The following is a 26,991-nucleotide window of genomic DNA, read 5'->3' as shown; positions in this document are numbered from 1 at the left end:
CCATGCAGCTGCGCCGCCAGTTTCGCGCGCTGATCGCCTTCGCGGTGGTCCTGGGCCTGACGATGCTGACCGTGCTGGGCTGGTCGCTGCTGCGCACGCGCACGCTGCTGGCCAGCCACGAGGCCTCGACGTCGATGGCGCTCGAGGTGACCGGCCTGCTGGTGCTGACGCAGGACTACCTGCTGCATGCCGAACCGCGCGCGCTGGCGCAATGGCAGGCGCGCATGCGCCGCATCGAGAAGGCCTATGCCGCCGCGCGCGAGGCCGACCTGCCCGGCGTCACGCGCCTGGCCGCGGTGGAGCAGGTGCAGGTGCTGCCGGAGCTGTTCGAGCAGCTGCGCTCGCTGGCCGACGCGCCGTCCGACTCGCCGCTGCTCGCGCGCCGGCGCGAGCTGGCCATCGACCGGCTGCTCGGGGCGGCACAGTCGCTGGCCGACAACGCCTACCAGCGCGAGCAGGAGATCGAAGCGCTGCAGGCCGACAGCGAGCACCGCCTGATGGCGCTGGCGGTGGTGGTGCCCGCCCTGCTGCTGGTGCTGCTCGCCGTGGCCGTCGCGCTGGTGATGCGGCGCGTGCTGGCGCCGCTGGCCCGGCTGCGCGCGGCGATCGACGCCGCGGCGCGCGGCACCCGCGTCGCGGCGAGCGACGGTGCGCCGCGCAACGAGATCGGCGAGCTCGCAGAGCACTACGACCGGCTCGCCGATGCGCTGGCCGAACGCACGGCCGCGCTGGACGCCAGCGAGGCCCTGCTGCGGCGGGTGATCGACAACGTGCCGGCGCTGATCGGCTACTGGGATCGCGAGCAGCGCAACCGGCTGGCCAATGCCGACTACCGCCGCTGGTTCGGCCGCTCCCCGGAAGACATGCGCGGCCGGCACATCGCCGACGTGCTGGGCCCCGAGCTGTACGCGCAGAACAAGCCGTACATCGAAGGCGCGCTGGCGGGCGAGCGCCAGGAGTTCGACCGCTCGATCCCGGGCGCCGACGGCGTGCTGCGCCACAGCCACGCGAGCTACGTGCCGCACGTGGGGGCCGATGGAAGAGTCGACGGTTTCGTCGTGCTGGTCACCGACGTCAGCGAGCACGTGCGCTCGCGGCAGGCGCTGGCGCGCGCGCTCGACGAGAAGGAAACGCTGTTGAAGGAGGTCTACCACCGCGTGAAGAACAACCTGCAGGTCGTGCAGAGCCTGTTGAGCCTGCAGAGCCGCAGCGTGGCGGACGCGTCGGCACGCGACGCACTGGCAGAGATGGCCCAGCGCGTGCGCGCGATGGCGCTGGTGCACGAGCAGCTCTACCAGGCGCCCACCCTCTCGTCGGTGCCGCTGCCGAAGTACGTGCAGGCGTTGGTCGGCCAGCTCGCCGCAGCCGCCCGGCGCGACGGCACGGTGCAGGTCAACACCAACGTGGCCGAGGTCGACGTCCGACCCGACACCGCCATCCCGCTGGGCCTGTTGCTCACCGAACTGGTCGGCAACAGCCTCAAGCACGCCTTCGCGGCCGGCATGCCGGGCCACGTGACGGTCAGCGTGCAGCCGGCGGCCGATGGCGTGCGCATCGCGGTGGCCGACGACGGGCGCGGCTTGCCCATCGACGGCACGGCAGTGCACCCGCCGACCCTGGGCCGGCAGCTGGCCGCCAGCCTCGCCCGGCAGCTCGGCGGCGAGCTGCGCTACCAGTCGTCGCCGGGCGCCGGCACGACGGCCTCCGTGCAGGTGGCGCAGCTGTGAACGAGCCTGTGGCCCAGGCGCCTGCGGCGGCGCGCATCCTGGTGGTCGAGGACGAGGCCATCGTCGCGCTCGACCTGTGCCAGCAACTCGCCGCGCACGGCTACGACGTCTGCGGCAGCGCGGGCAACGCAGCCGCCGCGCTGGCGCTGGCGCGCGAGAAGCGGCCCGACCTGGTGTTGATGGATGTGCGGCTGCAAGGCGGTGACGACGGCGTCGAGGTCGCCGCGCGCCTGCGCGACGAGCTCGGCACGCCGGTGGTCTACCTGACCGCCGGGCGCGACGCGCAATCGGTGCAGCGCGCAACCGCGACGCGGCCCTTCGGCTACCTGATGAAGCCCTTCGATCCGCAAGTGCTGCACGCGGCCGTCGAACTGGCGCTGGTCCGCGCCCGCAGCGAAGCGGAAAGCGCCGCCCAGCGCGCGCGCCTGGAGGCGGCCGAGGCCGTGGCGCGCGAACGCAGCGCGCTGCTGTCGCGCTTCAGCCACGAACTGCGCACGCCGCTGAACGCGATCCTCGGCTTCGGCCAGCTGCTGCAGATGTCGCTCGCCGCCGACGAGAAACTCGCCGGTTATGCCGCGCATATCGTCCACGGCGGCGAGCACCTGCTGGCACTGGTCGACCAGGTGCTCGAGATCCAGCGACGCGACGACGGGGTGCTGCCGCCGGAACTGGGCGGCCCGCCGAGCGGCTGACCGGCCAGCGCCGTTCAGTGCGCCAGCAGCAGCGGCAACGGCGGCCGCTGCAGCACGCTGCAGGTGGTGCTGCCGAACAGCAGCTCGTGCAGCCGCCCGTGGCCGTGGCAGCCCATGACGAGCAGGTCCACCCCATCGCGACGCGCCAGCGCCAGCAGCGCTTCGCCAGGCGCCTGCGCGGCATGGGGCCATGGCACGATCTGCGCAGCGATGCCGTGCCGCTGCAGGTAGTCGCGGATGCGCCCGTCGTCGCGGCCCGAGGGCGTGCCGTCGAGCACCAGCACGCGCCGGGCTTCCTGCAGCAACGGCTGCGCCGCGGCCAGCGCACGCGCCGCGGCGGCCGAGGCGTCCCAGCCGACCAGCACCACTTGCGACGGGGGACTCGGCACCGCCCCGGGCGGCATCACCAGCGCGGGGCGGCCGCTGGTGCGCAGCACCTCGTCGACCAGGCCGGACGGCGTGCCCTGCGCAAGCGCCGGATCGTGCGCACCCAGCACAAGCAGGTCGGCGTAGGCGGCTTCTTCGCACACGTCCGCCAGCGCGCCGTCCGGGCCTGGCGCGCGCCAGCGCATCTCGGCCGTGCTGCCGCCGCGTGCGGACTCGAACAGCGCGTGCGCGTCCTCGTAGGCGGCCCGATCGGCGCGCAGCAGCAGCGCGGCGGGCCGATCGGACACCGTGGCGGCGAGCGCCGCGGCCGGCGGCGACGCGGCGAAGACGCCGGTCAGCAGGGCGCGGTGCTGCGTCGCGAGCGCCAGCGCCGAGTGAAGCCGCGCCGCGGCCGACGGCGTGGCGTCGAGCTGGACCAGCAGCGTTCGGATGGATGACATGGCGCCCTCCGGACAACGGACCGCGCCGATGATGCGCCGCCGTCGGTGACGCACGCTTGATCGCGCGCAATCGCCGCGGGGCGGTGCTTCCTAGCATCGAAGGGGCGCGTCGCGTGGTCCGGCGCGGGGAACAGAGCATGACGACGACACCCGACGAGCCGATGAGCCCGGTCGATGCGGCCTGGTACCACATGGACGGCCGCGTGAACCCGGCGATCGTCACCGGCGTGCTGGTCACGCGCACGCCGCTGGACGTCGCGCGCGTTCAGCAGGTCTGCCGCGAGCGGTTGCTGTCGTTCGAGCGCTTCCGCCAGCGCGTCGTCGAACACGGCCTGCCGCTGCCGGTGCCGCACTGGCGCACGCTGCCGGACTTCGACCTCGACCAGCACCTGCACCACGTCGCGCTGCCGGCGCCGCACGACGACGAGGCGCTGCGCCGGCTGGTCGGCGAGCTCGCCAGCACGCCGCTGGACCGGCGCCTGCCGCTGTGGCAGTGGACGCTGGTCGACCGCGTCGGCCGCGGCAGCGCGCTGGTCATGCGCTGCCATCACTGCATCGGCGACGGCGGCGCGATGATGGCGGTCGCGCAGCGGCTGTTCGACGGCGCCGCGCTGCCGGTGCACGCGCGGCACGCGGCGCCACCGGCGCCGCCGCGCGGGCTGCTGGGCTGGCTCGACGGCCTGGCCGGCGGCGTCACGGCCATCGTCGGCGAGTTGCTGCGCCCGGACGACCCGGCCTCGCCGATGAAGGGCGCCTTCGGCGTGCGCCAGCAGGTCGCCTGGTCGCGCCCGCTCGCGCTGAAGGACGTCAAGCGCATCGGCGCCCGCCGCGCCGCGAAGGTCAACGACGTGCTGGTCGCGACGATGACCGGCGCCCTGCGCGCCTACCTGCAGCGCCGCGGCCACGACCCGCGCTTGCGCACGCTGCGCGCGATGGTGCCGGTCGACCTGCGGCCGCCGGCGCGGCGCGGGCGCCTGGGCAACGAGTTCGGCCTCGTGATCCTCGAGCTGCCGATCGGCCTGGCGCGGCGCGACCAGCGCCTGGCAGCGACCCAGCAGCGCATGGACGCGCTCAAGCGCTCGGCCGAACCGTTCGCGATGCGCGTGCTGATGGACCTGTTCGGACGCGGGCCGAAGGTCCTCGAGGACGTCGCGAACACGCTGTTCGGCAGCAAGGCCAGCGTGGTGTTCACCAACGTCGCCGGTCCGATGGAGCCGGTGCGCTTCGCCGGCGCGCCGGTCGAGCGGCTGATGTTCTGCGTGCCGCACCCGGGCAACGATCTCGGCATGGGCATCAGCATCATGAGCTACGCAGGCCGCGTGACGCTGCTGGTGATGGCCGACGCCGGGCTGGTGCCCGATCCGCAGGCGATCACGCGGCTGTTCGAGCGCGAGTTCGACGCGCTGCTGCGCACGGCGTCGCGCCCCGAAACGCGAGCACCGGGTCGGCACACGATCAGGCGTCGGACCGGTCGCCCCCCGGCCACGACGGCTGGCCGCCCGCGCCGTCGCGGTCGGCGTGCGTCTTGACCTGGCCCTGCAGGCGACGGGCGCCGTCCTGCACCTGCCGCTTCATGTCGTCGAACGCGTCGTGCAGGGCCACGTAGACATCCTCGTGCTGCACGCGGTCGACCACCAGCTCGGCGCCCGGCATCGTAGCGTCGATGCGCACGGCGAACAGCCGGCCCTGGTGCTTGTGACGGTCCACCAGTTCGATGCTGACGCGGCACGACATCAGGTCGGGCCGGAAGCGGTCGAGGCGCGACGCCTTCTCGCGCACCGAGGCCTCCACTGCGGCGGAGGCCGCCATGCCGATGAACACGATCTGCAGAGGTTGTTTCATTGCAAGCGAGGCGGCGTGGCCCAGTGGTGGTTCTGAAAGCACTCTAGGACCCCGCACCGGCGGGCGATTGAGGTATCGCAATGCCTGGCGCCGCGGCGGGCGCGGCCTGCAATTCGGCGCGCTCGCCCGCGCCGGGGCGGTACCGACCTCGTGGCCTGCAACTCGTCGCATCGGCCACCGTGAACCAACCGCGCTGACTGCTGAAGTACGCGGCGGCTTCACGTTGACGAGCCCGGTGCCGCAGCGCCGGGCCCGGCAAGCCGACGCGTCGAATACCGCCTAGTCTGTATTCGAGATGCCGGCCGGCCACGCGGACAGGTCGGCCGGCGGCCAGACACCGGCGCGCGCGCGGCGCCGGCCAGCGCGCAGGGCAGCCATCGAATCGGCCAGCGCCGAGGCGCCGGCGATCATCCCGGCCCCCATCGTGCCCGGTGCATCGATGCCGGGCCAGGCGAAGACCGCCACGCCGCCGCCCACCAGGAACGCCGTCAGGGCGGCGCCCGCCAGCGGACCGGTCCAGATCCGCAAGGCGGCTCCGACGCCGAGGCCGAGCATCGCGAGCTCGGGCCAATGGTTCACCATGGGCCGCACTCTAGGCAGCGGGCCGGCGCAGCGACTGCGCGAACGCAATCGACCGCCGCCCCCGCGGATCGCTTGCGCCGGCGCAAGCCGGCCTGCCGCCACAGGGGAACACTGCACCGACCGCCACCGCCGGAGTGCTGCCATGCTGGTCTTCGCCCTCGATCCTCACCAGCGCGGCTTCGCGGACCAGCTGGCGCTGCACCTCGACACCGAACTGGCGCCGCACGAGGAGCGGGCCTTCGAGGACGGCGAGGCGACGCTGCGGCCGCTCGTCGACCCGTGCGGCGCCGACGCCTACGTCGTGCTCGGGCTGCACGCCAGCCCCGACGCCTCGCCGCGGGACCAGCTGTGCCGGCTGCTGTTCTTCATCGCGGCGCTGCGCGACCACGGCGCCGCACGCGTCAGCGCGGTAGTGCCCTACTTCGCGTTCGCGCGCAAGGACCGGCGGACCAAGCCGTTCGACCCCGTGACGCTGCGCTACGTGGCGCAACTCGTCGAGGCGGTGGGCGCCTACCAGGTGATCGCCCTGGAGGCCCACAACGAGGCCGCGTTCCAGAACGCCTTCCGGTGTCCCACCGTGCATCTGCACGGCCATGCCGCGTTCGCAGCGCTGGCCGACGAACTGCATGCCGCGGCGCCCGTCGTCGTCGCATCGCCCGACGGCGGCGGCCTGAAGCGTGCGCAGGCCTGGCAGGAGGACCTGGCGGCGCGGCTGAAGCGGCCCGTCGGGCTGGCGATGGTCGACAAGCGGCGCAGCGAGGACCGCATCGAAGGCGGCCACTTCGTCGCCGGCGATGTCGACGGGGCGGTCGTGCTGCTGGTCGACGACCTGATCGCCACCGGCGCCACGCTGCAACGCGCCGCGCTCGCGCTGCGCGCGGCCGGCGCGAAGCGCGTGCTGGCCTGCGCCGCCCACGGCCTCTTCGTCGCCCCCGCCGCCGAGCGCCTGACCGATCCGGCGATCGACCAGGTGCTGGTCACCGACAGCGTGCCCGGCTTTCGCGTGCCCGCCACCGGCGCGCTGCGCGACAAGCTGCGCGTGATGTCGTGCGTGCCGCTGTTCGCCGCGGCGATGCGGGCCAGCCACGCGGCCTGGATGCGTTAGGGACGGGGCGATCCACGTCCGGTGTCGCCGACAGTCGTCTTCGCGACGCCCGAGTCCCTGTATCGCGTTTGATCGTTGTCAACCTTTCGAGCGAATACCGGCGTTCCGGTAGTGCCGTCTCGCAGGCGACGGAATTCCGTCACGCCCCATGCCTGCCTACATTGGTCGCACACGAGTTGAACCGAGACGACCGATGACGCTGGCGATGGAGAAGCCCGAAGCACCGAGCGCCCTGCAACTGGCTGCCTGGATGCTGGACGAGAGCGACGAGGCGGCGCTGGCCACCGATGTGCGCGGCCAGATCGTCTACGTGAACAAGGCCTTCGAGGCACTGACGGGCTATGAACGCGCCGCCGCGCTGGGCCGCACACCTTCCATCCTGAAGTCGGGCCTGCTCGGGCGCGACTTCTACGGCGAGCTGTGGGACACCCTGCGCAGCGGCCACGAGTTCCATGGCGTGCTGGTCAACCGGCGCCAGGACGGCACGCTGTACCACGAGGAGAAGACGATCCGGCCGCTGCGCGACGGCTCGGGCGCGGTGAGCCACTACCTGTCGTGCGGGCACGACGTCAGCGCACGCGTGCAGGCCTTCGAGCGCCTGTCGCACGAGGCCTCGCACGATGCACTGACCGGGCTGCCGAACCGCAGTCTGTACCTCGACCGGCTGGAACAGGCGCTTCATCGCGGCGCACGCAGCGGCGAGCCCTTCGCGATCGCGATGATCGACATCGACCGCTTCAAGCAGGTCAACGACCGCTTCGGGCACGAGGCCGGGGACGCGGTGCTGCGCGCGGTCGCGCAGCGGCTGCGCCAGTGCCTGCGCGAGTCGGACACCGCAGCGCGGCTCGGCGGCGACGAGTTCGCGCTGCTGCTGCCGGACACCGAGGATCCGACCCGCGTGCTGGACTCGATCGCACGCGTGTGCGCCGAGCCGGTGGCCATCGAAGGCGCGGCGCCGCTGGATGTCTCGCTGAGCATCGGCGTCGGCGCGTACCCACGGGACGGCCGCGATGCCTCGGCGCTGCTGCGCCATGCCGACCAGGCGATGTACCGGGTCAAGCAGGCGGGTGGCGGCGCCGTCGGCGGCGAGGCCGCCGTGCCGCCGGACGCGGGCGATGCCAGCCCGGTGGCCCTGGCGTCGGCGAGCGGGCCGGCGGCGCTGCTGCTCGAACACGTGCCGGTGGTGCGCCGCGTGCTGCGTGCGGGCGACACGATCTACCGGGCCGGCGAGCGCCTGCGCGGCGTGCACCTGGTCAACGCGGGCATGTGCAAGCTGGTCAGCGTCAGCCCGGAGGGACGCGAGGAGCTCAGCGCCCTGCTGTTCAAGGGCGACTGGCTGGGCTTCGACGGCCTGATCGACGGCCGCCACGCATGCACCGCGCAGGCGGTGGACACCGGCGAGCTGTGGACGATGAGCTATGAGTCGCTGCTGCGCGCCGGCACGCGCCATCCGCAGCTGCTGGAGTGGCTGCATGTCGCGATGGCGCGTCAGGCCGCGCGCGAGCGCGAGGGGTCGCTGGCACAGCATGCGCTCAACGCCGACGCGAAGGTGGCCGACTTCCTCTGCCGCTGGGCCGATGGCCTGCACGACTGCGGGCTGCGCAACGACCAGCTGACGCTGCATGTCTCGCGCGCCGAGATCGGCAGCCACGTCGGCCTGCGGCTGGAGTCCGTCAGCCGCGCGATGACGAGGCTCGAGCGCGAGCAACTGGTGCGGTTCAGCGGGCCGTGCCGCAAGGAGATCGCGATCCCGCGGCTGGAGGCGCTGCGCGAGTTCGCGCGCGGGCAGGCGCAGTGACGGCCCGGCCGCGCCGCGGTCACCGCGCCGGCATGCCCAGCCGATCGACGAACCACTGCGCCGCGAGCCGGGACACCTGCTCGAGCGTGCCGGCCTCCTCGAACAGATGCGTCGCGCGCGGCACGACCTCGAGCCGCTTCTCGCCACCGAGCCGCGCCAGCGCCTGCCGGTTCAGCGCCAGCACGTCCGCGTCGGCCCCGCCGACGATCAGCAGCGTCGGCGCACGCACCTCGGCCAGCAGCTCGCCCGCCAGGTCGGGTCGGCCACCGCGCGAGACCACCGCCTGCACCTGCTGCGGCCGCTGCGCCGCCGCCACCAGCGCCGCGGCGGCGCCAGTGCTGGCGCCGAACAGGCCCAGCGGGCGGTCCGGGTGCAGGCGGCGCACCTCGTCGATGGCCTCGCCGACTCGCCCGGCGAGCAGGCCGATGTCGAACACGTTGCGCCGGTCGTCCGCCTCGTCCGGGGTGAGCAGGTCGAACAGCAGCGTGCCCAGGCCCTGCCGCTGCAGTGCCTGGGCGACCTGGCGGTTGCGCGGGCTCAGGCGACTGCTGCCGCTGCCGTGGGCGAACACGACGATGCCGCCGCCGGCATCGTACAAGTCCCCGGGCAGGCGGCAGCTGCCGATGCTCAGGATCGTTTCGGCATGGATCATGGCGACCTCCTTGCCTGCGGATCGTCGGCGCGCCTGGCTGCGGCCCTAGCCGTCCCGCGGCGACGGCGTGCCCGACGCGGCACGCGCCGCCGGGCCGAAGGCAGCGGCCGCGTCGATGGCGAGTTGCGCCGCCCCGATGCGCCAGCGCGACATCGCGTGGCCGAGCACGAGGCGGCGATTGTTGGCGACGTTGTCGTCGCGACCGACCACGTCGTCGGCGATGCGGCACAGCTGCAGCCGCAGGCGCGGCTCCTCGATCGATTCGAGCAGTTCGTCGACGCGCGCACGGTCGTCATCGCGCAACCAGGAACAGTCGCACAGGCGGTTGCCGAACTCGCCCGCGGCGACGGCGAGCAGGTCGACGAACCGCCCGCGGCCGATGCCGAGCACGGCGAAGGCATCGAGCTCGTCGAGCCGCCGGACGATCGCCGGGCCGTCGCCGGAGGCCGCCAGCATCAGCGTCAGCAACCGCGCCGGGATCTCGGTGGAACGCGCGTCGCTCGCCATCGCCTGTTGCTCCTCTCGGACAGCTGCCACCCTGTCAGGGCGCCGCGTCGGACGATCCCCGTGCCACGTCCGCCTTCCTGCTTCTGGTCGACATGGTGCTGCTCCTTACCACCGCTCTGGCGGATGCCATCCTCGACCGGGCCGGCCAGGCGGGGATTGCGCAACCGCAATCGACCGCTGCCGCGCGCATCCCGTGTTGTGACCACCGGTGTCCGCCCGCCCACGGCGGTCGGGGCCGCTCAGCGCGGCACGGACGCCGCCGATTGCGCGAACGCAATGGGCACCAGCCGCTGCGGCTCGATGATCGCCGGCATCGCATTGACGCAAACCCCGCCGTGAACGCCCTGCCGATGCCTGTTGTCCTGACCCTGGCCATCGCCGCCGCCACCACGGCCTGTTCCACGCCGCCGCGCGCGGAGCGCTACGTGCCGCCGCCGGCCGGCGCCACCTGGAGCTACCAGGTCACCAGCAGCGGCAGCTTCGGCAGCGGGGTGTCCACCCTGACGATGCGCATGGCCAGCGGGCAATGGCAGGGGCAGCCCGTGCTGCGCTACGAGTACGCGGCCGGCGCGACCCTGCAGACCGACCGCGTCGGCCTGCTGGCGACGCTCGACCGCAACGGCAACCCGCTGATGCGCTATGACCCCCCGCTCAGCTTCGAGTGGCCGCTGGAGGTGGGCCGCAGCTGGACCCAGCAGCACATGCTGCGGATCGGCGCGAGCGGCGAGCCGGTGCCGATGACGAGCCGCTGGAAGGTCGAGGCGCACGAGGAGGTCACCGTGCCGGCCGGTACCTTCAAGGCCTGGAAGATCGTCATGGAGGACAACTTCGGGTTCCGGCAGACCACCTGGTCCGTGCCCGAGACGATGGGCGCGTTCGCCCGTCGCGTCAACGAGCGTTCGGCGACGCATCCGATGGGCGGCGCGGGCGTCCAGGTGATGGAGATGACGGCGGTGCCCGCCCTGCGCTGACAGCGCGCGGGACACCGGCCCGCCGCAGGCCCCGCATCGGCCCCGGAACGCGCCATGGGATCGCTGCGCCCGTTCCTCGCCCGCACGCACATCGCCTACTTCACGATGGAGATGGCGATCCGGCCGGAGGTGCACAGCTACGCCGGCGGCCTGGGCGTGCTGGCCGGCGACACGGCGCGTACCTGCGCGGACCTCGAGCTGCCGGTGGTCTTCGTCACGCTGGTCAGCCGCGCCGGCTACTTCCGCCAGGTCATCGATGCCCAGGGTCGCCAGCTCGAACAGCCCGACTGGTGGCAGCCCGGGCAGTGGTGCCAGGCGCTCGACGCGATGGTGGCGGTGGCGATCGAGGGCCGCGCCGTGTGGGTGCGGCCGTGGCTGTATGTGCACCGCGGCGACGGCGGCCGGGAGGTGCCGATCCTGCTGCTCGACACCGACCTCGACCAGAACGCCCCGGACGACCGCGAGATAACGCATTACCTGTACGGCGGCGACGAGGCCTACCGGCTGAAGCAGGAGGCAGTGCTCGGCCTCGGTGGCACGCGGCTGCTGCGCGCGCTGGGCTTCCGCATCCGAACCTGGCACCTCAACGAGGGCCATGCCGCGCTGCTGGCGCTCGAGCTGCTGGAGCGCTCGCGGCCGGCGCCGCGCGACGGTGCCGCCGGCGCGCCGCCGTGCGACGTGGCCGCGGTCCGCGCGCGTTGCCTGTTCACGACGCACACCCCCGTCGACGCGGCGCAGGACCGCTTCCCCTACCCGCTGTTCGAGCGGCTGCTGCCCGACCTGATCGAGCCGGCGCTGCTGCGCGAGCTGGCCGGCTCCGGCGGCGTGAACATGACGCAGCTCGCGCTCAGCCTGTCGGGCTGGGTCAACGGCGTCTCGGCGCGCCATGCGCGCACGACAGAGCAGCGCTACCCGGGGCGACGCGTGCACGCGATCACCAACGGCGTGCACGTGGGCACCTGGACGCACGAAGCCTTCGCGCGGCTGTACCGCGCGCACTGGCCGCAATGGCAGCACGAGCCGGAGCTGCTCGCGCGCGCAGGGCAGCTCGACGACGGCGAGCTGTGGCGCTGCCACGAAGCCGCCAAGCAGGCGCTGATCGAGCGCGTGCACGGCCTCGGCGGCCCGCGGCTCGACCCCGAGCGCCCGATCCTGGTGATCGCCCGCCGCATGACGGCCTACAAGCGCCCGCTGCTGCTGTTCAGCGACCGGGACCGGCTCGCGGCCATCGCCGCGCGGCATCCGTTCCAGGTGGTGATCGCCGGCAAGGCGCATCCGCGCGACGAAGGCGGCAAGGACGCGATCCGCCACCTGCACGAGGTGCTGCGCGCGCTGCCGCCGGGGCTGGACGCGGTTTTCCTGCCGAACCACGAGATCGACCTGGCGAAGACGCTGGTGGCCGGCGCGGACGTCTGGCTGAACACGCCGCTGCCGCCGATGGAGGCGTCCGGCACCAGCGGCATGAAGGCCGCGCTCAACGGCGTGCTGAACCTGAGCGTGCTCGACGGCTGGTGGCTCGAGGCCTGCGCCGACGGCATCAACGGCTGGGCGATCGGCACCGACGGCGGCAACGACGCCCCGCAGGCGCACGCCGCCGAGCTGTACCGCCTGCTCGACGAGGTGGTGCTGCCGCTGTACGCGCACGACCGCGCGCGCTGGCGCACGATGATGAAGGAGGCGATCCGCACGATCGCCTCGTACTTCAACAGCCAGCGCATGATGCGCCGCTACGCGAGCGAGGTGTACCTGCGCTGAGCGGGCGCTACGCCGCCGGCCGGTCGCCCCTGCGCCGCTAGGCGACCGCCGCGGCGAACTCGGCCTGCGTCTTCAGGCCCGCGAAGTCGGGGTCGGTCCGCGCCCGCTCCTTCAGCGCGGGCAGGAGCTCGAAGGCCTTGCCGGCATCGCGCACCACCTCGGCCGGCGGCTTGCCCATCAGCGCCTTGTAGCAGGCCTTGTTGTACCAGGCGCGCGCGGCACGAGGATCGCGGCTGGTGACGGCATCCAGGGCCCGCAGCGCGGCCGTCCAGTCGGCCGCGGCGTCACGGCCCTGCTGTCCCGCGAGCTCCGCCTTGCGGCGCGCCACCTTGGCGCTGCCCATCAGCGCCTCGGCATCGTCCGCGTCGACTTCCAGCGCGGCCTTGAAGCGCTGCTGCGCCTGCTCCAGGATGCGCTGGGCCTCGTCGAAGCCGCCGGCGGCGAGCAGTTGCTCCTTGCGCAGGTCGAACTCGATCAGCTTGCGGTCGCCGTCCTTCACGTTGATGGTCAGCTCGACGCTCTGCGTGCGGGCCGCCCGCACCGCGGCGTCGGCCTTGTCGGTGGCGATCTGTTCGGCGATCTTGCGCGTCAGCGGGTTCAGCAGGCGGATGCCCGCGTACCCGGACAGCACGCCCAGCGCGACGACGCGGATCAGCTGCGTCATGTCATTCCCGAACTGCTCGACCTTCAGGTCGGGGAACAGCGCGCTGGCGACGGTGAAGATCGCGATCGCCGCCGTCATGCCCACCAGCGCGTCGCCTGCCGAGCCGATGTCGAAGCTGCGGCTGCCCCAGGACACCTTGTACGAGATGTCGGTGGTCAGCCCGTCGACGAAGCCGCCGAGCGCGCCGAACAGCATCACGACGCCAATCACGTACCACCCTGAAGCTGCCGGATCCATGGCTGCATCTCCCTTCGAGCCCACGCACCCTGCAACGATAGGGAGCGGCCGTGCGGCCGGGTTGCGCCAGCGCAATCGCTCCCCCAGGGCCCCGGTGACGAGGCGGTGCTGCCGCTCGAAGTGAACGGCCGCCGCCACGCATCCGGCCCGCCGATTGAGCGTTCGCAAGCCCGACGGCGGGCGACGCGGCCACCATCGCTGCGGTGCAACGGTCGATGGAGGATGCGATGCACGGCGAATCAGACGAGCTGCCGGTGACCGACGAGCTGCTGCGGCGGCTGCGCGAGGCCGGCTTGTGAGCGCGACCCACCCTTCCCGATGCGTGGAGGCCTCGTGAACATCAATGAACTGCTGCGCTACGACACCAGCGTCAATACGACCGGCTGCTGCCCGAAGTTCGACCCCGCCGGCTGGGACGACCAGGCGCTGCACCTGCGCGACAAGCCGTTCGTGCGGGCCGGCACGCGCAGCGTCATGTACGTGCCCCAGGACATGGGCGAGGTGTTCGCCCGCGTCTTCCGCCACATCGAGCAGGCCGGTGCATCGGGCGAGGACGGCGTGCTCGTGATGAGCCGCGACCTGTCGCCGACGAACGCCGAGCACCTGTTCGCGGTGTCGAAGCCCGTGCCGGAAGAGCAGATGACCACGCTCAGCGGCGACTTCGTCACAAAGGTCTTCGAGGGACCGTACGAGCGCATCGGGCAGTGGCGCGACGAGCTGGCGCAGCGGGTGCGCGCGCACCATGCGGTGCCGGGCGACGTCTACTTCTTCTACACCACCTGCCCGAAGTGCGCCCAGGCCTACGGCCGGAACTACGTCGTCGGCATCGCGGCGCTGGAGCCCGGCGCCTGAGCGCCGTGGCGGCCACCGGGCAGACGCTGCGGGCGCAGCAGGTGCGCGACTATCGGCGCGCGGTCGTGCAGGTGCGGCTGCACGAGGCGCAGGCCGCTGTCGTCGGGCGGCAGCGCCGCAACTCGCTCGGTGTCCGTCATGGTCCGCCCGCTGGCGTGAAGGGTGGTCGTCAGGCCGCCAGCGCCCGCAGCGGGCCGGCCATGTGCCGGATCTGGGCGGCCAGCCAGTGCGCGACGGCCGGCTGCAGGCGCGGCGCGGCGGCGACGAGCACGTCCGGCCGCATCGCGCGCAAGGCGTTCAGCGCCGCGGCCCAGCTCGCCGGCTCGGCGGCGCCGTCGTCGATCAGCACCACGGCACGGCCCCGCAGCCGCAGGGCACGATAGTCCTCGACGAGCTCCGGCGTGAGCGCCGGCGCCACGTGCGCCCCGGGGCCCACCAGCACGTCGAACGGCGCCCCGAGCGCGCGCGCGATGCGGCAGGCGCTCAGCATGCCCTCGGGCAGCGCCACGACCATCGGGTTCGGCAGGTCCAGCTCGACCAGCGCCTGGCCGAGCATCTCCACCGGGGCCGGGGGCATCAGCAGCTCACGTGTCATCGCGCCTGTCTCCTCGAATGACCGCCATGGCCCTGCGGGGCCCGATGCGCTGCATGCTAGGCAGCGCGCGACCACGCGCATTGCGATTGCGCAACCGGCCCGTCATCGCGCGCGGCCGACTGATCGGGCGCAAGGCCCGCCCGCCGGGCGGCCGGCAGGATCGCGGCCACACCAGCCAGCCCCATCGCGCCATGCCGGCCGACACCCTCCGATGAACGCCGAAGTCCGCGGCACGCCGAGCCCGCGCGTGCTGGCGCTGTCCGGCGGCGGCTTTCTCGGGCTGTACACGGCCGTCGTGTTGAAGGAACTGGAGGCGCGCGCCGGCATGCCGCTGGCACGGCGCTTCGACCTGCTCGCCGGCACGTCGATCGGCGCCGTGCTGGCGCTGGGCCTGGCCTTCGAGGTGCCCGCCGCACGCCTGGTCCAGCTCTTCACGGACCACGGCGAGCGCGTGTTCTCGCGCCGGCCGCTGCCGCGCGGCCAGCTCGGACGCCTCGTCGACATGAGCCGCGCGGTGCTGGGCCCCAAGTACTCCGGCGAGGCGCTGCGCAGCCTGCTGGAGGCCGAGCTCGGCGACCGGCGGTTGGCCGACGCGCCGCATCCGGTCGTGATGCCGGCGGTCGACATCGAGCGCTGCCGCACCAAGGTCTTCAAGACGCCCCATGCGCCGGGCGCGCGCGGCGACGGCGCGCTGCGCGCGGTCGACGTCGCGATGGCCGCCTGCGCCGCGCCGACGTACTTTCCCGCGGTGCGCATCGGCGATCGGCTGTACGCCGATGGTGGCCTGTTCGCGGTGGCGCCGGACCAGATCGCGCTGCACGAGGCCGAGCATTTCCTGGGCCTGCGGTTCGATCGCCTGAAGCTGCTGTCGATCGGCACCGCCACCCGGGGCTTCGTGCCCGACGCGCGGGTCGACGAGGACGCCGGTGCCGTCGGCTGGCTGCGCGACGGGCGGCTGATCCTGACGCTGATCTCGGTGCAGCAGCAGCACGTGCAGGCCATGGTCGAGGACCGCCTCGGTCCGCGGCTGCTGCGCATCGACGCCGACTGGCCGATCGGCGCCGGCCTGGGGCTCGACGTCGCGACGGCGGCGGCCGCCGGCACGCTGGAGAACCTCGCCCTGGCCTCGCTGCAGGCACTGCCCGCGGCGGCGCTGGACGGCTACCTGAAGGCCTGAGCGCCGGCAGCCGGCGACGACTGCGGCGCGTCAATGCCGCCCGTCGCCCGCGGCTGGATCACGCTGCACGGCGAGGTCGACGGGGACTTCCAGCGGCGGCATGCCGAGAAGGCAGCGAGCCCGCTGCGCGGCGTCGCCTGGCGTCGGGCACCTTCGCCGCGCCCCCGCTGACCGAAGCCTGGGGCGCGCGGCGCGGCTTCAACGCGGCGCGGCCTTCGCGCTGGCCTGGTTCGACTGGCACAGCTCGTCGGTGTTCGGCGCCGCCGGCCGCACGACGTAGTGGTAGGTCGTGCCGTTCACCGCCTTGTCGTCGAGCCAGGTCGCCCAGGTCGACGCGGTGGTGCCGATCTTGACGTACGGCCCGCCGCTGAGGGTGCCGCGGTAGACGTTGTAGCCGGCCGCGCCGGCCCACGGCGTCCAGGTCAGCTGCACCTTGCCCGACTTCGGCCGCGCCGCGAGGTTCGCGATGCAGGCGCATGCCGGGTCGTCGACGGCCCGCACATGCACCGTCGCGCTGGCGACGCTGCTCAGGTTGCCCTGCCCGCTGGCGGGGTACGAAGCCGCCGTCGTGTCGGTCACCTTCAGCTGCACGAGGTGGCTGCCGACGCCGAGAGCCTGCAACGGCCCCTTGACGCTGGGCATCGGACCGGACGCGTCACCGAAGCTGCCGTCGCCGTCGAGGTCCCACAGCCAGCTCTGGATCATGTCGCCGGGATACGGCCCGGGCTGGTGTTGCCCGTCGTCCGGATTGACCGAGCCGCTGCCGTCGAGGAACCAGTTGGCCGTCGCCGGACAGAAGCTGTAGGGTCCGTTCGCGTTCGCGGTCGGCGGCGACGGCGGGATCGTGACCTGCACCATCATCGTCGTGGTGGCGGCCTTCTCCGGCGCGCCGTCGTCGGTGACGCGCAGCGTGACCGGATGGCTGCCGAGCGCCGCGAACGAGGTGGTCACCACCGGCCCGGTGAAGTCCCAGATGCCGTCGTTGTTCAGGTCCCACTGCCACGAGTCGACCTTGCGCGCAGCGTCCTGGTGGAACGAGTCGCTGCCGTCGAGCGTGATCGTCTGACCCACGAGCGCCGGGTTGGGCACCGCCTTGGCCACGGCCACCGGCACGCCGGACTCGAACACCGTGCGGTTGAGCATCATGATCGCCCACGCGGTCTCGAAGGGGTACTGGCTGCCGTCGGCATCGTGACCGATCCAGTAGCCGGCCGCGAGCTGGTCATTGACCAGCGTGCGAGCGACGCCGTTGGTCGGGTCGCCCTTGCTCGTCTCCGCCGCATACCAGTCGATCGGCGCGACACCCGGCGTCATCGACCGCAGCAGCGTGATCGGCTCGGCGATGCCATCGCCGTTGCTGTCGTGCAGCAGCATCGACTTGGTGAACGAGAACAGCCCGTAGTAGTAGGCCTTGACGTTGCTCGTAGAGCCGCCGCCGTTGGCGAAGTTGTCGCGCATGTAGGTCTCCGCGCGATCCCAGCTGGGATCGTTGGGACCTTCCGGCGTGCCGCGGCCGATGCCGTCCATCGCCATCTGCACCATGCCCGACGGCGTGGTGGCGAACGGCCCCCATACCGGCGCGGTGTTGGTGTAGCCGAAGTAGCCGGCCGCATGCTGCGTGTAGTTGAGCCAGTAGCGGTTCCAGTTCTTGACGAGCGCGGGCACCACGGCGCCGAAGTGGCGCTGCGCGGCGATCAGACCGATCGCGCCCCACTGCGCCGACGAGTTGTCGGGAAACTCGTTGCAGTTGTAGCGCCAGCCGCCGCCGCCGCTGCCGTCGTACTGGCAGTAGGCGTAGTAGTCGACGAGGTCCTGCACGATGTCGCGGTAGGTGCGGCCGACGATGTTGGCCGGGCCCCGCGTCGCAATGGCGTTGGGGGTGCCGGTCGCGACGAGGGCATCGATGAACATGCCGCCCTGGTAGAAGGGGTAGGACTGGTTGACGTACGTGCCGATGCCGTTGCCGTTGGCATCGGGGTTGAACGTGCCCAGCCCGTTGGTCTGCGTGCCGATGGACGCCGTGCCGAGGAAGTCGAACAGCCGTCGCACGCCGCGCGCAGCGGTCTCGGTATACGGGTTGTCGGCCGATCCGGTTTCGGAGTGGCCATTGACGAGGAAGGCATTGACGTTGGCCGCGCTTAATCCGTAGTAGCCGAACACGTTCGTCCAGTCGCCCAGCGCGACACCGCCGGATGAAAAGCGGTTCTGCGCCTTGTGCAGGTACCACAGGCCTTCGTCGATCGCGACGTTGACTTCGGCATCCAACGTCTTCGGCTTCATCTCGACGTAATAGGCGCGGTTCGCCGATTCGCCCGTGGCCATGTTGAGCACCGTCAGGCGTGCGGTCCAGACCGTGCCCGGCAGGCCGGCATAGCTGTGGGCGGCCTCGATGGCGTAGCCGTTGGCCACGGTGCCTGTGGCCGCCGGGCTGCCGTCGCCGAAGTCCCAGCTGTACTGGATGCCGGCACCTGCGAGGTCGCTGGTGCCCTTCAGGCGGATCGACTTGCCCGGGAACGTGGTGTGGGGGATCAGCGGATTGCTCGCCACCCAGGGCACGGTCTTGACGACCGGCGCCGCAGCGTGGGCCGTCAGCGCGAACAGCGCCGAGGCGGCGCCCGCTGCGATGGCCAGGACACGGCGGCGGCGGCTCCAGCACAGCGCCAGCACGCCGAGCGTCACCAGCGCGGCGCTGGCCGGCTCCGGCGCCTGCCCGCCGCCCTGGATGCTCAGCGTGCTCCAGAAGTACAGCGCCGCGTCGCTGTCCGGATCGGACTGCGCGAGCAGCAGTCCGTTGGCCGGCTTCGAGCTCGAGACGATGAACCGGATCGTCGCCGTCTCGTCGCTGTCGAGCAGGAAGTTCCACGCCAGCGCCATCGCGACGTCGTCCTCCTGGCCCGCGGGCACGGCGTTGGTGTTGTCGAGCGCACCGGTCATGAAGTGGTCGTAGATGTCGCCGAAGAGGAAGCCCGGCTCGTCGATCTCCCAGCTCAGGCCCGCGGCGGCGGACCCGCTCATGGCGCCGCGCTCGTTGAAGAAGGTATTGATCGCCTCGTCGATCTCGTGGTCGACGAACAGGCCGACCGTGTGGTTGCCGGCGCCGCTCATCGTGAGCGTCAGGGTCCCGATGCCCGTCGAGGGATCGAAGCCGCCGGCATTGACGTGCGCCGGCAGTGAATCGGTGTGTCCGTACACCGTGCCGTCGATCTTGAGCGCATGGTCGAACAGCGTGATCGTCGCGGCGGGTGCCTGGGCGCCGGCCAGCAGGGTGGCGGCGGCCAGCAGGATGTGCCTCATCAGGGTTCTCATCGAAGTCCTCGTCTTCGGTCGTGTCGATCCGATCGATTACAGCCACCATGACGAGAGGCCGATTGCGCGTTCGCAATCCGCCCCGGGGGCGAACGGCGGGAACGGCGCGCACCCAGGCGATTGAGCTTGCGCAAGTGGTGCCGCGGCGACAACGTGCCGGTGATCCTGGCACCCGCCCTGATCCACCGCGGGCTCCACCGCGCCGCTGCCCGCGAACGCCGGCGCCTGCGCCGGCGGCGACCGCGTCCGTGGTGACGGTTGACAGGGATCGAACGGGCAGGACCGCGTTGGCATTGCGCAAACGCAATCGCGCCGGTGCGGGACCAACCAAGAATCACGCGAACATCCACCGCGGCGTTCTGAGCGCCGAGGTGGACAGCGCCGCCGATCTGCAGGAGCAAGGATGACGAACCTGGCCGAGATCGTGACCGACCGCCTGGCGCAGGGCACGGGTGGATCGCCGAAATGAAACGCCCTCGCTCGCTTCGTTCGCCGTGCTGACGACCCATGTGCTCGTCGTCGACGACCACGCCGTGGTTCGCCGGTTGCTCGTGTCCCTGCTGCAGGCGGCCGGACGGAACTGGCGCGTGAGCAGCGCGACAGGCGGCGAGCAGGCCCTGGCGATGTTGCGGGCGGACCCGGCCGACGCGGTGGTGCTCGACCTGTCGATGCCCGGCATGAGCGGCATCGAGCTGCTGCAGCGCCTGCGCGCCGGTTTCGGCGCCACGCCAGCAGTGGTGCTCAGCATGCACGACGAGGGGCCGTACCGGCAGCGGGCGTTCGAGTGCGGCGCCGACGCCTACGTCCTCAAGGACCGCGCCGACGCCGAACTCGTCCCGGCGCTGTGCAGCCTGCTGGACCGGCGCGCCGGCGTCACGGGTTGAGCGACGCCGGCGCGCCGGCGCAGAGGGTCATCCGTGGTGCGGCGCGTACCGGTCTCGGCATTCCAGCTCGCGGCCGCGAACGACACGCAGCCCCTCCAGGCTGCCGCGCGTCTCGGTCACGATGGTGTGCTGCCGCTCGAAGTGATCGGCCCCGTGGAAGTAGATCACCACCCAGTCGCGCTCGCGGTGCAGCTCGTGCGCACGCGCGGTGTTGGAGAACAGCAGCGTGAAGTGCCAGCCGTCGCGCTCGACGTGCCACACCGGCAGCCAGGCCTCGCCGCGCGGGTTGAAGCGCCGCGGCGCGATCGTCGGCAGCCGGCCGGCGGCGGCCTGCGCCCGGTACTCGGCATCGAGTTCGAGCAGCAGGTCCACCGGTGGAACGGCCCGATCGGTGGACGGCGCCGACGACGTCGACGCCGCGTCCCCGCGGCCCGGCGCGCTCGCCTGCGGCGCCGCACGCGGCGGTCCGCGGTCCAGCATCTGCGCCAGCACCGCGCCGATCGCGCGCGCCCGTCGCGGCCCGATGCCGCGCACGGCGGCGAGCCGGCCGTCGAACGCGGCGGCCTCCAGGGCTTCGAGCGTATCGATGTGCAGCTCGTCGTGGATGCGTTCGCTCAGCTCGGCGCCGATGCCCGGCACGACCTGGAACAGGTGGGCCGCGTCGGTCTCGCCGCGCCAGCGCTCGAGCTGCCGCCAGCGGCCGGTCACCAGCATCTCGGCGATCGCACCGGCGATGCCGGGGCCGATCGCGGGCAGGGCGTCGAGCGCGGCCCGGCCGCCGCGATCGAAGGTCGCGCGCACGCCATCGCGCTGCGCATCGACGGTGCGGGCCGCCTCGCGGTAGGCGCCGACCCGGAACGGATTGGCCCGCTGCGCGGCCAGCAGCGTCGCCGCCTCGCGCAGCGCTTCGGCGATGCGCGCGTTCTCGGCAGCGATCGAGGGGTTGAAGGGGGCGCTGGCGATCTCGTTCATGGTCGTCGGCGGACTGCGTGTGCGTGATGCACGCCGCCCGAGCACTATCCGTCGCCGGCAGCGGCCCGCCTTGATCGGCCGCAAGCGCACGCCGCGCGACCGCACGGCCGACGGTTTCGTCGCCTTCGCGCTCGCCGATCTGCGCCATCTCAATGCGCGGCAGGCGCCCCGGCGCCAACATCGACCAAGCCCGTGCGGCGGTCGACGCAGGGCGCCCTTGCAGGACATCGGCCGGGGAAGGCGCGATCCATGTACACCCGCATCCTGGTACCGACCGACGGCAGCCCCTGCAGCGAACGCGGCCTGCGCGAAGCGATCGCGCTGGCCCGGCAGCTGAAGGCGTCGCTGGTGCTGCTGCATGTCGTCAACGACTTCCCGCTGCTGATGGCGATGGGCTCGGCGCAGGCCGTCGACGTGCCGCACGCCGGCGTGCTCGAGGCGGCCCGCGCGACGCTGACCCAGGCCGAGGCGGCGGCAGCGGCCGCCGGGGTCGACGCCGAATGCGTGCTGCGCGACGCCCGGACGACGCCGGTGGCCGACGTGGTGGTCGAAGAGGCGCGCACGCGCCGCTGCGACCTGATCGTGATGGGCACGCACGGCCGCCGCGGCCTGCGCCGCCTGACGATGGGCAGCGATGCCGAACTGGTGCTGCGCCACGCGCCGGTACCGGTGCTGCTGGTGCGCGATGCCGAGACGGCGTCGCCGGCCGCGCAGGACAGCGCCTGACACGAAGGGACGCGCCATCCTGGCAGCGCTCGACGGCAGCCCCGCCAGCGAACGTGCGCTGCGCGAAGCGATCGGCCTCGCGGTGGCGCTGCGCTCCGAGCTGGTGCTGCTGCATGTCGTCGAGGACCCGGCGCCCTGGTTGCCGGGCGCCGTGGACCTGCACGACGAGGGCGAACGCCATCGGGCGCTGGCCGACTTCGGGCAGGTGCTGCTGCAGCGCGCGGCGGACGCCGCCGCCGGCGCCGGCGCGAAGGCCGAGCGGGTGCAGCGCAAGGCGGGCCGCGTGAACATTGCCCGCACCATCCTCGACGAGGCCGCCGCGCGCGAGTGCGGCCTGGTCGTGCTGGGCTCGCACGGGCGCCGCGGCCTGACGCCGCTGCCGCTCGGCGGCGACGCCGACGGCGTCGTGGCGACGGCCACGATGCCGGTGCTGATCGTGCGCTGACCCGGACCGCGCCTGGATTCGCAAGGAAAGGCACGCGGTGCGGTTCTCCCTGCTCGCGCTGGCCGCTGCGGCCGCCGTCGCTTCGAGCGCCTTCGCCGCGCCGCCGCAACCGGAGTCCGCCGGCGCGCAGCGCCTGGCCGCGATGCAGGCGGCGCTGGCGCCGCGCCTGGCCGCGGCGCCAACGCCGCGACCGCTGCTGATCGAGTCGAGCGAACAGGCGGCCGTCGCGCGCGGCGACATCTACGCCGTGCTGCCGCATCCGTACGCGACGCTCGTCGCGGCGCTGCGCGAGCCGGCGCAGTGGTGCGAAGCGTTCGAGCTGCACCTGTACGTGCGCGGCTGCAGCGCGGGCCCGCCGGGCCTGACGCTGCAGGTCGTCACGCGCCACGACGCGCCGGCCGATGGCGCTCATGCGCTGGCGCTGGCCTTCAGCCGCGAGGTCGAGGGCTCAGGCTACGTGCGCACGCAGCTTCGCGCTGCGAGGGGGCCGCTGGGCACGCGCGACTACGAGATCGTGTTCGAGGCCGTGCCCGCCGGGCCGTCGGCGAGCTTCGTGCACTTCGGCTACCAGGCCGGCGCATCGATGATGGGGCAGTGGGCGCTGCAGGCCTACCTGGCCACGCGCGGGCGCGACAAGGTGGGCTTCAGCGCCGCGCCGGGCGACGATCGACCAGGCACGATCCGCGGCACCCGCGGCGTCGTCGAGCGCAACGCGATGCGCTACGAGCTGGCGATCGAGGCCTACCTCGACAGCCTGGCGCTGCCCGAGCCGGCCCGGCGGGCGCACCGCCTCGCGGCCTGGTTCGACGCCACCGAGCGCTACCCGCGCCAGCTGCACGAGGTCGAGCGCGCGGACTACCTCGCGGCCAAGAGCCGCGCCGCGGCGCCGGCGATCGGCGCCGCCGCGGGCGATCGGCTGCCGCCGTGACCGGTCCGCGCCGTCGTGCGCGCGTTGGTCAGGCCGGCGGGTCCGCCGCCAGCGCGACCACGCGCTGCAGCTTGCCCCCGCGCCCGCGTGAACCCGGCCGGCCGCTGCGCCGCTGCAGCCGCACGCGAGCGATGCCCTGACGGTCGAAGTACGCGGCCAGGGCCCGTTGCCCGCGTTCGAGCGCCGCCGTCGCGGCAGCGCCGTGGCCGGGCACCGACAGCAGCAGCTCGGCCGGCGCCAGCTGTTCCAGCCGGAAGTCGAACAGCCCGGCGTCGTCCTCCAGCACCGTGCACAGCGCCAGCGGCGCGATCGCGACGAGCCCGGCGCCGCGTGCCGCCGGCAGGTGCAACAGGTCGTCGCTGCGACCGGCCACCTCCAGCAGCGGCAGTGGCGAGCCGCAGGCGCAGCGTTCCACCGGCAAGCGCACGCGATCGCCCAGGTCGTAGCGGATCAGCGGCTGCACGGTGTTGGCCAGGTTGGTCAGCAGCACGCTGGCGCCGCTGGTGCCCGCCGGCACCGGCCGGCCGTGCGCATCGACCGGCTCCAGGATCACCCAGTCGCTGTTCAGGTGCAGGCGGCCCTGCGGGCACTCGCAGGCGATGGTGAAGAACTCGCTGGCGCCGTAGCTGTCGATCACCGGGCAGCCGAAGACCCGCTGCAGCCGCTGCCGCATCGGCGCGGTCAGCGTCTCGCCGCCGGTGCGGATCTCGCGCGGATGCACCGTCAGCCGGCCGGCCTCGGCCAGCTCGGCCAGCACCATCGCCGCCGTCGGGTAGCTGCCGATGAGGGTCGGCTGCAGCGCGTTCAACCGGGCCGCCAGCGCCTCGGGCGGCTGCAGGAAGGACACCTCGTGCAGGCGCTGCGACATCGCCGGGTTGAGGCGGCGCAGCCGCGTCGTCGAGACGACGCTGGCGAAGTGCCCGCCGGTCGCGCCGACGAGCGCGATCACCTCGCCGGCGTACCACGGGTCGAGCAGGCGCCCCGGCGACCACGGCCGGCGCAGGGCCTCGAGCGCGTCGTAGACGGCCAGCGCGGCCGCGTCCTGCACGAAGATGCCGGGCTCGCCTCGGCTGCCCGAGCTCTCCCAGACCAGATAGCGTCCCAGGTACGCGTCCCCGATGCGTGCGGGGTCGGCGGTGAAGCGGCGCAGGTCGGCCAGGCGCAGCGCCGGATCGCCCACCCAGCCCTCGAACTGCGCCATCAGCGTGGCCTTGCGCAGCACCGGCAGCGTCGGCAGCAGCTGCAGCACGTCGTCGCGATCGGGATCGAGACCCCGCAGCAGCGTTCGGTACAGCGGCGAGGCGTGCTGCGCCGCGCGCAGCAGCCGGGCGAGCCGGCGCGCCTGCAGCAGCCGCAGCGCCGGCGCGCCCGCCAGCGGCGCCCACGCCACCTCGGCGAGTGCGACGCCGGCGGCCAGCGGGTCGAACGGCGGAGTCCGGTCGCCGGGTTCGCGCATGTTCCTTCCGCGCGCGAGCCGGCCGCCCGTCAGAGCGAGCTCATGCCCTCGCGGATCGCGTATCGCGTCAGCTCGGCGACGGTGTGCAGGTCCAGCTTGCGCATGATGTTGCGGCGGTGCACCTCCACCGTCGCGACCGAGATGTGCATCTGCTCGGCGATCTCGGCCGACCGGCGACCCTCGGCGACCATGCGCAGCACCTCGCGCTCGCGCCGGCCCAGCCGCTGTGGCGCGCGCAGGTCGCCGGCCGCGGTGTCGCGAACCTCGTCGACCAGCGCGGCGGACACCTCGGGGCTGAAGTAGCCGTGCCCGGCCGCGACGGCGCGGATCGCGGCCACCAGGTCCGTGCCGGCCGCGGATTTCGTGACATAGGCGGCCGCGCCGGCCCGCAGCATCTCGGTGACGAAGCGCTTGTCGCTGTAGGCGGACAACGCGATGATGCGCGTCGACAGGCGCGCGTCGCGCAGCCGCGCCGCGGTCTCGATGCCGTTGACGTCCGGCAGCCCGATGTCCAGCACGATCACGTCGGGCACCCACTCGCGCGCCAGCGCCAGCGCCGTCGCCGCGTCGCCCGCCTCGGCGACGACGCGGATGTCGGCCTCGCGGGCCAGCGTGTCGCGCAGCGCCTCGCGCACCAGCCGGTGGTCCTCCACCAGCATCACTGTCGTTTCGCTCACGCGGTGCTCCCCTGGTCGTGCGCCATGGGCGCGCATGCGGGCGCCATGCCCAGCAGGGGCACGTGCAGCAACGCCTCCGTGCCATCGCCCGGAACGCTGCGGATCTCGAACCGCCCGCCGATGAACGCCAGCCGTTCGCGCACGCTCGCCAGGCCGAGGCCGCGCCGCGCCGACCCGGCCGGCATCGGCAGGAAGCCGACGCCGGCATCGTCGACGCGCACGCGCAGTTCGGCCCCGTGGCGCTCGAGACGCACGGCGGCCGAGCGCACCGCGGCATGCTTGGCCACGTTGATCAGCAGTTCACGCACCGCCCGGTAGACGATCGAGCGCGCCTCCGTCGACAGCGGCTTGGGCGCACCGTCGTCGGTGATCGTGACCACCAGGCCGAACTGCGCCTCCACCTCCTCGGCGAGCCATTCCAGGGCGGCCGCGAGGCCCAGCTCGTACAGCACCGCGGGCGCCAGCTGCGCGGCGAGCGATCGCGTCGCGCGGTTCGCCTCCGACACGATCGCCGCGATCTCGGCGGCCGCCGCCCTCACCTCGGGCTGGGCATCGCGGCACAGGGCATCGAGCCGGATGCGCGCCGCCGCCAGGGTCTGGCCGAGGTCGTCGTGCAGGTCGCGCGCGAGCTGGCGCCGCTCGCCGATCTCGGCCGCCTCCAGCTCCGCGGCCAGTCGCCGCAGCTGTTCGGTGCGCTCGACGACGCGGCGCTCGAGCTCGTCGGCGGCCTGCTGCGCGAGCCGCTCGCGCTGCCGGCGTTCGGTCGCGTCGTGCAGCAGCACCAGGCAGCGGTCGTCGGACAGCCGGCGGACCGAAGCGTCGACCGCCACCACGCCGCCGTCGCCGCGCAGCAGTGTCCACGGATGGCGGTGCACCGCGCGGTCGGCCGCGGACCGGCAGGCCTCGAAGGCCTCGCGCTGGTGGTGCCCGGGTGCCAGCAGCGCGTCGAAGCCGCTGCCGACGAGCTGGTCGCGGCGGCGGCCCAACAATGCGCAGGCCGCCTCGTTCGCCTCGATGCAGCCGTGGTCCGGATCGACGATCACGATGCCCTCGGAGACCTGCTCGAACAGCCCGTGCCAGTATTCCTCGCTGCGCGTGGCGACCCGGGGCTGCTCGGCGCCACGCTGCGTCAGGCGCACGACGTCGGTGACGTCCTCGACGCGGTGCAGGAGGTAGGCGATGCGGCCGTCGGCACCGAAGGCCGGCGAATTGACCGGGCTCCACCAGCGCGGCTCGAAACCGCCACCCTGCTCGGGCGGCCGCTGCACGTCGTGCTTCTGCACCGCCATCACGTCGGGCGCGCCGGTCGCCAGCACGCGATCGAGCGAGGCGCGGAGGTTGCGCACGCCATCGGCCCGCGGATCGTCCGGGTTGTCGGGAAAGACGTCGAACAGGCCACGCCCGAGGATCCGGTCGCGCCGTGTCATCGTCGCGCGGGCGTAGTCGTCGCTGACGGCGGCAATGGTGAAGCGCGGGGAATCGGGGCGCAGCGCGAGCGTCGGCTCCGGAGAGGCCTCGAACAGCACTCGGAAATCTGGATCGTCCATGGGCGCGGCGAATCGCCTCCTCCCTCGCCACGCCACTATAGGCCCGGCGTCGGCGCCGGCCCTTGCG

The 26,991-nt window shown here is 73.1% G+C and carries 27 protein-coding genes; 14 read left to right on the top strand and 13 right to left on the bottom strand.

The features are described from left to right. Window positions 1–2: 2 nt before the first annotated feature. Both P1K89_RS02475 and P1K89_RS02470 read left to right on the top strand, forming a co-directional pair. Window positions 3–1,727 carry a sensor histidine kinase gene (locus P1K89_RS02475; RefSeq protein WP_284614780.1) on the top strand — a complete coding sequence of 575 codons (1,725 nt, stop codon included), beginning with the start codon at window positions 3–5 and terminating at the stop codon, window positions 1,725–1,727. Beyond that, complete coding sequence (locus tag P1K89_RS02470; RefSeq protein WP_284614779.1) at window positions 1,724–2,419, top strand: ATP-binding response regulator; 696 nt, start codon at window positions 1,724–1,726, stop codon at window positions 2,417–2,419. The genes P1K89_RS02475 and P1K89_RS02470 overlap by 4 nt, the downstream gene beginning before the upstream one ends. Window positions 2,420–2,433: 14 nt before the next feature. Here P1K89_RS02470 and P1K89_RS02465 read toward each other — a convergent pair whose 3' ends face one another. Beyond that, entirely contained in the window at window positions 2,434–3,246 is an 813-nt protein-coding gene (locus tag P1K89_RS02465) for a universal stress protein (protein WP_284614778.1), read from the bottom strand. A 137-nt stretch (window positions 3,247–3,383) separates the two neighbouring features. Between P1K89_RS02465 and P1K89_RS02460 the strand changes: the two genes are divergently transcribed. After that, window positions 3,384–4,775: a wax ester/triacylglycerol synthase family O-acyltransferase gene (locus tag P1K89_RS02460; RefSeq protein ID WP_284614777.1), complete on the top strand. Its 1,392-nt coding sequence runs from the start codon at window positions 3,384–3,386 to the stop codon at window positions 4,773–4,775. Here P1K89_RS02460 and P1K89_RS02455 read toward each other — a convergent pair. Both P1K89_RS02455 and P1K89_RS02450 read right to left on the bottom strand, forming a co-directional pair. Then, window positions 4,702–5,088 (bottom strand): HPF/RaiA family ribosome-associated protein, encoded by a 387-nt coding sequence (locus tag P1K89_RS02455; protein WP_284614776.1) that lies wholly within the window; start codon window positions 5,086–5,088, stop codon window positions 4,702–4,704. The two genes, P1K89_RS02460 and P1K89_RS02455, sit on opposite strands and share 74 nt — an antisense overlap. 279 nt (window positions 5,089–5,367) lie before the next feature. Then, window positions 5,368–5,670: a hypothetical protein gene (locus P1K89_RS02450; protein WP_284614775.1), complete on the bottom strand. Its 303-nt coding sequence runs from the start codon at window positions 5,668–5,670 to the stop codon at window positions 5,368–5,370. A gap of 142 nt (window positions 5,671–5,812) precedes the next feature. Between P1K89_RS02450 and P1K89_RS02445 the strand changes: the two genes are divergently transcribed. Continuing rightward, window positions 5,813–6,775, top strand: coding sequence for a ribose-phosphate diphosphokinase (locus P1K89_RS02445; RefSeq protein WP_284614774.1), 963 nt, complete (start codon window positions 5,813–5,815; stop codon window positions 6,773–6,775). A 193-nt stretch (window positions 6,776–6,968) separates the two neighbouring features. Continuing rightward, window positions 6,969–8,573, top strand: a complete 1,605-nt coding sequence (locus P1K89_RS02440; protein WP_284614773.1) for a diguanylate cyclase domain-containing protein — start codon at window positions 6,969–6,971, stop codon at window positions 8,571–8,573. Window positions 8,574–8,592: 19 nt separating this feature from the next. Here P1K89_RS02440 and P1K89_RS02435 read toward each other — a convergent pair whose 3' ends face one another. Next, window positions 8,593–9,225, bottom strand: a complete 633-nt coding sequence (locus P1K89_RS02435; protein WP_284614772.1) for a dienelactone hydrolase family protein — start codon at window positions 9,223–9,225, stop codon at window positions 8,593–8,595. A gap of 45 nt (window positions 9,226–9,270) precedes the next feature. Further along, the gene (locus P1K89_RS02430; RefSeq protein ID WP_284614771.1) at window positions 9,271–9,732 is read right to left on the bottom strand and encodes a hypothetical protein; all 462 of its coding nucleotides are present in this window, start codon (window positions 9,730–9,732) and stop codon (window positions 9,271–9,273) included. A 335-nt stretch (window positions 9,733–10,067) separates the two neighbouring features. Here P1K89_RS02430 and P1K89_RS02425 point away from each other — a divergent pair, with 335 nt between their 5' ends. Both P1K89_RS02425 and glgP read left to right on the top strand, forming a co-directional pair. Next, the gene (locus P1K89_RS02425) at window positions 10,068–10,703 is read left to right on the top strand and encodes a hypothetical protein (protein WP_284614770.1); all 636 of its coding nucleotides are present in this window, start codon (window positions 10,068–10,070) and stop codon (window positions 10,701–10,703) included. A 54-nt stretch (window positions 10,704–10,757) separates the two neighbouring features. Next, window positions 10,758–12,458 carry an alpha-glucan family phosphorylase gene (gene glgP, locus P1K89_RS02420; RefSeq protein WP_284614769.1) on the top strand — a complete coding sequence of 567 codons (1,701 nt, stop codon included), beginning with the start codon at window positions 10,758–10,760 and terminating at the stop codon, window positions 12,456–12,458. Between the two features lie 37 nt (window positions 12,459–12,495). On the opposite strand, the gene P1K89_RS02415 is transcribed toward glgP, so the two are convergent. Further along, window positions 12,496–13,359 (bottom strand): TPR end-of-group domain-containing protein, encoded by an 864-nt coding sequence (locus P1K89_RS02415; protein WP_284614768.1) that lies wholly within the window; start codon window positions 13,357–13,359, stop codon window positions 12,496–12,498. Between the two features lie 333 nt (window positions 13,360–13,692). Here P1K89_RS02415 and P1K89_RS02410 point away from each other — a divergent pair, with 333 nt between their 5' ends. Beyond that, entirely contained in the window at window positions 13,693–14,211 is a 519-nt protein-coding gene (locus tag P1K89_RS02410) for a hydrolase (protein ID WP_284614767.1), read from the top strand. On the opposite strand, the gene P1K89_RS02405 is transcribed toward P1K89_RS02410, so the two are convergent. Together P1K89_RS02405 and P1K89_RS02400 are read right to left on the bottom strand one after the other, a co-directional pair. Then, on the bottom strand, window positions 14,172–14,351 hold the full coding sequence (locus P1K89_RS02405) for a hypothetical protein (RefSeq protein WP_284614766.1): 180 nt from the start codon (window positions 14,349–14,351) through the stop codon (window positions 14,172–14,174). The genes P1K89_RS02410 and P1K89_RS02405 overlap by 40 nt on opposite strands. Window positions 14,352–14,380: 29 nt before the next feature. Further along, the gene (locus P1K89_RS02400) at window positions 14,381–14,806 is read right to left on the bottom strand and encodes a hypothetical protein (protein WP_284614765.1); all 426 of its coding nucleotides are present in this window, start codon (window positions 14,804–14,806) and stop codon (window positions 14,381–14,383) included. 211 nt (window positions 14,807–15,017) lie between these two features. On the opposite strand from P1K89_RS02400, the gene P1K89_RS02395 reads away from it, so the two are divergent. Further along, window positions 15,018–15,983: a CBASS cGAMP-activated phospholipase gene (locus tag P1K89_RS02395; protein WP_284614764.1), complete on the top strand. Its 966-nt coding sequence runs from the start codon at window positions 15,018–15,020 to the stop codon at window positions 15,981–15,983. A 33-nt stretch (window positions 15,984–16,016) separates the two neighbouring features. Continuing rightward, window positions 16,017–16,154, top strand: a complete 138-nt coding sequence (locus P1K89_RS02390) for a BON domain-containing protein (RefSeq protein ID WP_284614763.1) — start codon at window positions 16,017–16,019, stop codon at window positions 16,152–16,154. A 27-nt stretch (window positions 16,155–16,181) separates the two neighbouring features. Here P1K89_RS02390 and P1K89_RS02385 read toward each other — a convergent pair whose 3' ends face one another. Beyond that, window positions 16,182–19,289, bottom strand: coding sequence for a PKD domain-containing protein (locus P1K89_RS02385; RefSeq protein WP_284614762.1), 3,108 nt, complete (start codon window positions 19,287–19,289; stop codon window positions 16,182–16,184). A gap of 494 nt (window positions 19,290–19,783) precedes the next feature. Here P1K89_RS02385 and P1K89_RS02380 point away from each other — a divergent pair, with 494 nt between their 5' ends. Then, the gene (locus P1K89_RS02380) at window positions 19,784–20,173 is read left to right on the top strand and encodes a response regulator transcription factor (protein WP_284614761.1); all 390 of its coding nucleotides are present in this window, start codon (window positions 19,784–19,786) and stop codon (window positions 20,171–20,173) included. A gap of 27 nt (window positions 20,174–20,200) precedes the next feature. On the opposite strand, the gene P1K89_RS02375 is transcribed toward P1K89_RS02380, so the two are convergent. Next, the gene (locus P1K89_RS02375; protein ID WP_284614760.1) at window positions 20,201–21,145 is read right to left on the bottom strand and encodes a helix-hairpin-helix domain-containing protein; all 945 of its coding nucleotides are present in this window, start codon (window positions 21,143–21,145) and stop codon (window positions 20,201–20,203) included. 249 nt (window positions 21,146–21,394) lie between these two features. Between P1K89_RS02375 and P1K89_RS02370 the strand changes: the two genes are divergently transcribed. The 3 genes from P1K89_RS02370 to P1K89_RS02360 are packed head-to-tail and all read left to right on the top strand — an operon-like array spanning window position 21,395 to window position 23,244. After that, window positions 21,395–21,871, top strand: a complete 477-nt coding sequence (locus P1K89_RS02370; protein ID WP_284614759.1) for a universal stress protein — start codon at window positions 21,395–21,397, stop codon at window positions 21,869–21,871. Next, window positions 21,831–22,316 (top strand): universal stress protein, encoded by a 486-nt coding sequence (locus P1K89_RS02365; RefSeq protein ID WP_284614758.1) that lies wholly within the window; start codon window positions 21,831–21,833, stop codon window positions 22,314–22,316. Before P1K89_RS02370 ends, P1K89_RS02365 begins: the two co-directional genes overlap by 41 nt. A gap of 37 nt (window positions 22,317–22,353) precedes the next feature. Beyond that, window positions 22,354–23,244 (top strand): hypothetical protein, encoded by an 891-nt coding sequence (locus P1K89_RS02360; RefSeq protein WP_284614757.1) that lies wholly within the window; start codon window positions 22,354–22,356, stop codon window positions 23,242–23,244. Between the two features lie 28 nt (window positions 23,245–23,272). Here the strand turns inward: P1K89_RS02360 and P1K89_RS02355 are convergent, their stop codons facing one another. Genes P1K89_RS02355 through P1K89_RS02345 form a run of 3 tightly spaced genes read right to left on the bottom strand, consistent with a single transcriptional unit; the run spans window position 23,273 to window position 26,924 of the window. Next, window positions 23,273–24,700 (bottom strand): phenylacetate--CoA ligase family protein, encoded by a 1,428-nt coding sequence (locus P1K89_RS02355; RefSeq protein ID WP_284614756.1) that lies wholly within the window; start codon window positions 24,698–24,700, stop codon window positions 23,273–23,275. A 29-nt stretch (window positions 24,701–24,729) separates the two neighbouring features. Beyond that, the gene (locus P1K89_RS02350; RefSeq protein WP_284614755.1) at window positions 24,730–25,377 is read right to left on the bottom strand and encodes a response regulator; all 648 of its coding nucleotides are present in this window, start codon (window positions 25,375–25,377) and stop codon (window positions 24,730–24,732) included. Next, the gene (locus P1K89_RS02345) at window positions 25,374–26,924 is read right to left on the bottom strand and encodes a PAS domain-containing sensor histidine kinase (RefSeq protein ID WP_284614754.1); all 1,551 of its coding nucleotides are present in this window, start codon (window positions 26,922–26,924) and stop codon (window positions 25,374–25,376) included. The genes P1K89_RS02350 and P1K89_RS02345 overlap by 4 nt, the downstream gene beginning before the upstream one ends. Window positions 26,925–26,991: the final 67 nt, after the last annotated feature.

Origin of the sequence: Aquabacterium humicola (assembly GCF_030167915.1) — a bacterium.
Classification (GTDB): domain Bacteria; phylum Pseudomonadota; class Gammaproteobacteria; order Burkholderiales; family Burkholderiaceae_C; genus Pseudaquabacterium; species Pseudaquabacterium humicola.
The sequence above is the reverse complement of the archived record's forward strand: the minus strand, read 5'-3'. Positions and strand labels throughout refer to the sequence as shown.